Annotated in this window: 5 protein-coding genes; 3 read left to right on the top strand and 2 right to left on the bottom strand. The window is 46.4% G+C overall.

Annotated elements, in window-relative coordinates:
- The 3 genes from ACKOVI_RS02575 to ACKOVI_RS02585 form a co-directional block, all read left to right on the top strand.
- The coding region (locus ACKOVI_RS02575) for an amino acid ABC transporter permease (RefSeq protein ID WP_509602453.1) at nucleotides 1-813 on the top strand (813 nt) is incomplete at its 5' end.
- Nucleotides 814-821: 8 nt separating this feature from the next.
- Complete coding sequence (locus ACKOVI_RS02580) at nucleotides 822-1,574, top strand: amino acid ABC transporter ATP-binding protein (RefSeq protein ID WP_509602457.1); 753 nt, start codon at nucleotides 822-824, stop codon at nucleotides 1,572-1,574.
- A 97-nt stretch (nucleotides 1,575-1,671) separates the two neighbouring features.
- Nucleotides 1,672-2,103 carry a CBS domain-containing protein gene (locus ACKOVI_RS02585; RefSeq protein ID WP_509602454.1) on the top strand — a complete coding sequence of 144 codons (432 nt, stop codon included), beginning with the start codon at nucleotides 1,672-1,674 and terminating at the stop codon, nucleotides 2,101-2,103.
- Between the two features lie 13 nt (nucleotides 2,104-2,116).
- On the opposite strand, the gene ACKOVI_RS02590 is transcribed toward ACKOVI_RS02585, so the two are convergent.
- On the bottom strand, nucleotides 2,117-2,374 hold the full coding sequence (locus ACKOVI_RS02590) for a hypothetical protein (RefSeq protein ID WP_509602455.1): 258 nt from the start codon (nucleotides 2,372-2,374) through the stop codon (nucleotides 2,117-2,119).
- Nucleotides 2,375-2,472: 98 nt separating this feature from the next.
- Nucleotides 2,473-2,922, bottom strand: a complete 450-nt coding sequence (locus ACKOVI_RS02595) for a hypothetical protein (protein WP_509602456.1) — start codon at nucleotides 2,920-2,922, stop codon at nucleotides 2,473-2,475.
- Between the last annotated feature and the right edge of the window lie 146 nt (nucleotides 2,923-3,068).

The following is a 3,068-nucleotide window of genomic DNA, read 5'->3' on the forward strand; positions in this document are numbered from 1 at the left end:
GCACTGCTGCTTCTTCTTGCATTTTCAGGAATTGCAGTCGATGCAGCATCACGTGATGCATATGAATGGGCCGCCTTCAGGAAATACCTCTTTGATGGTCGCGTTATCAAAGCCTCTCTTGTCACACTTGAACTCACCTTGCTCTCCATGTTCTTTGCAATCATCCTCGGTATCGCCCTAGGAGTCATGCGTCGTACTGATAATCCAATCTTTAAAAACTTTGCCTGGCTATTTATCTGGATCTTTAGAGGCACCCCCGTCTATGTTCAACTCGTCTTTTGGGGTCTTTTCTCAACCATTTACAAGGAAATCTTTATCGGAATTCCCTGGATTCACTTCGGAGACTTATACATCGGTTTCCACCTCACTCTCTCTCAAACCGCATCCCTATTCTGGATTGCAGTTCTTGGTCTGACCCTCAATGAGGCCGCCTACATGGCTGAAATTGTTCGCGGCGGGTTATTGGCAGTTGATTCTGGTCAAGAAGAAGCGGCAAAGTCGCTGGGCATGAGCAACTGGAAGACGATGCGATTTATCGTTATTCCGCAGGCAATGCGCGTAATTATTCCACCTACCGGCAATGAAGTAATTTCAATGCTGAAGACAACTTCTCTTGTGACGGCGGTTCCACTCGTTACCGATCTTTACGCTCGAACTCGCGACATATCTAATGAGACGTATAACCCAATTCCACTTTTACTTGTGGCTTGTACGTGGTATCTCTTCTACACAACAATTTTGATGGCGGCGCAATACTTTTTGGAGAAGCGTTTCGGACGTGGATTCAATCGAAATGCGGTGATCTCTGCATGAAAAAGCTAATGGTGGATGCGCAAAATATTCATAAGTCCTATGGAAACAATCACGTCCTTAAAGGAATCTCCCTTCAGGTAAATGAAGGTGAAGTTGCCTGCATCATCGGCCCTTCAGGTTCTGGAAAATCAACTTTCCTTCGCTGCATAAACCATCTAGAGAAGTTAGATGGTGGCCGACTCTTTGTAGATGGCGCCATCATCGGATATCGAGAGAGCCACGGAAAACTTTATGAACTTAAAGAGTCTGAGGCTGACCTTCAACGACGTGATATCGGAATGGTTTTCCAGCGATTCAATTTATTCCCACACTTGACCGCACTCGAGAATGTCACATGTGGACCAATGAGAGTTCAAGGTGTAGATAAAGCAACGGCTGAAAGTGAAGCACTCGCGCTTCTAGCTAAAGTCGGATTACGAGAGAAGGCACATCACTATCCCTCACAGCTATCTGGTGGTCAGCAACAACGCGTAGCTATTGCACGCGCTCTTGCGATGAAGCCAAAGTTAATGCTCTTTGATGAACCAACATCGGCGCTTGATCCCGAGCTTGTTGGAGAAGTTCTTGAGGTAATGAAGAAACTTGCTGCTTCAGGCATGACTATGGTTGTCGTCACTCATGAAATTGGCTTTGCGCGCGAGGTCGGTGATTCGCTCTTCTTTATAGATGAAGGATCTGTGGTTGAATCAGGTAAACCGCAGGAAGTCCTCATCAATCCACAGCATGAGCGCACTAGGTCATTCCTATCTAAAGTTCTTTAATACCGCTGATATAAGACGCTGGGAAATCCCGAGTAACTATTGCGTTGATTCGCGCTTTAGGTAGATGATGATTGCAATCTCTCTACTTGGAGGCGAAATGAAGATTGCATCAATCATCTCAGGTAAACATCCGGAAACTATCTCCGCATCTGCAACTCTGCATGACTTGGTCAGCGCTCTAAGAAACCATCACATCGGCGCTCTCGTCGTATCTCCTGACGGGAAACATATTCAGGGAATCGTCTCTGAGCGAGATGTTGTGAGAGCTATGCCAAACATGCTAGATCAATTAATGAATATGCATGTGAGTGACATTATGACGAGCGATGTTCATACTTGCACGCCAGATGCTTCGGTCGCTGAAATTATGACGATGATGACCGAGCTTCGAGTCCGTCACGTTCCAGTTGTTAATTCAGATGGAACGTTGCTATCAATAGTCTCCATCGGTGACGTCGTTAAGCGCCACGTTGATGAGCTCGATACTGAGCGAATTGCCCTATTGCAATATGTCTCGGCCGCTCACTAAATCTCAATAAAAGCTATTGAGCTGCAGGATCCAAGCATTCTGAAATGCAATTGGGATCAATAACTTCTCCTGGCTTCACTTCAATTTTGAGCTGGATTGAATTAGGGCCAGGGACAATCTGCATCGTCTCTACCTTCTGATATTCATCGGTAGAACATGCGCAACTGCCATCCGCACAGCCAGCAATCGTTTCAATGATTGCATCCTTGTCCTTCACGTCATCAAGATTGACGGTCAGCTTGGCGCTTACTTGTTCTGAACTAATTTTCATAATTCGCTCCTTTGGAATCTTCTTAAAGCGTACCCTCGAAAGAAATTATCCGACTACTAAAGCTCCAGTGATAGCGAACTTTCCTGAAATGGAGAGTGCTAGCTCTGTACTCGTGGGCGCAGCACGATTGAACGGAAGAGAAGTGAATTAGCCATAAACATTGCAGCTAAAAGCGCCCATCCGGGCTTGCCGAGAGACACAAGCGCGTAGGTAACTACGACTGGACCGGCGATTTCACTCAGGCCATTTCCTAAAGTCCAGATGCCGTAATAAGCACCTTGTCGAGATTCATCAGCTAGATCAAATGAAATCTGCCAATGGATCATGGAGATTATTAATTCTGCTGTGACGTGCAGAACCATTCCGACGAGGAAGATAACGGATGCCAATTTCGCTGATGGCCCTTCAGCCAATGCGTACAGGAGACATGCGCCCGCAAGTAGTACACCGGTAAAGAAGTACTGGTTAGCAGATTCTTTGAGAGGTTTTGTGCGCTTGCTGACTCGCATTTGAAAGAGAACTACCGCAGCAGTATTGAAGATAAGCATGGCCGAGACCCACCAACGGGGCGCATCTGTGTAGCGCACAATCCAAATTGGAATTCCAACATTTTGAACTACGAATTGGATTGTGCGCTACACAGATGCGCCCCGTTGGTGGGTCTCAGCTATGCTGATCTTCAATACTGCAGCGG

The sequence above is a fragment of the Candidatus Planktophila sp. genome, from assembly GCF_046070465.1.
Classification (GTDB): Bacteria; Actinomycetota; Actinomycetes; order Nanopelagicales; family Nanopelagicaceae; genus Planktophila.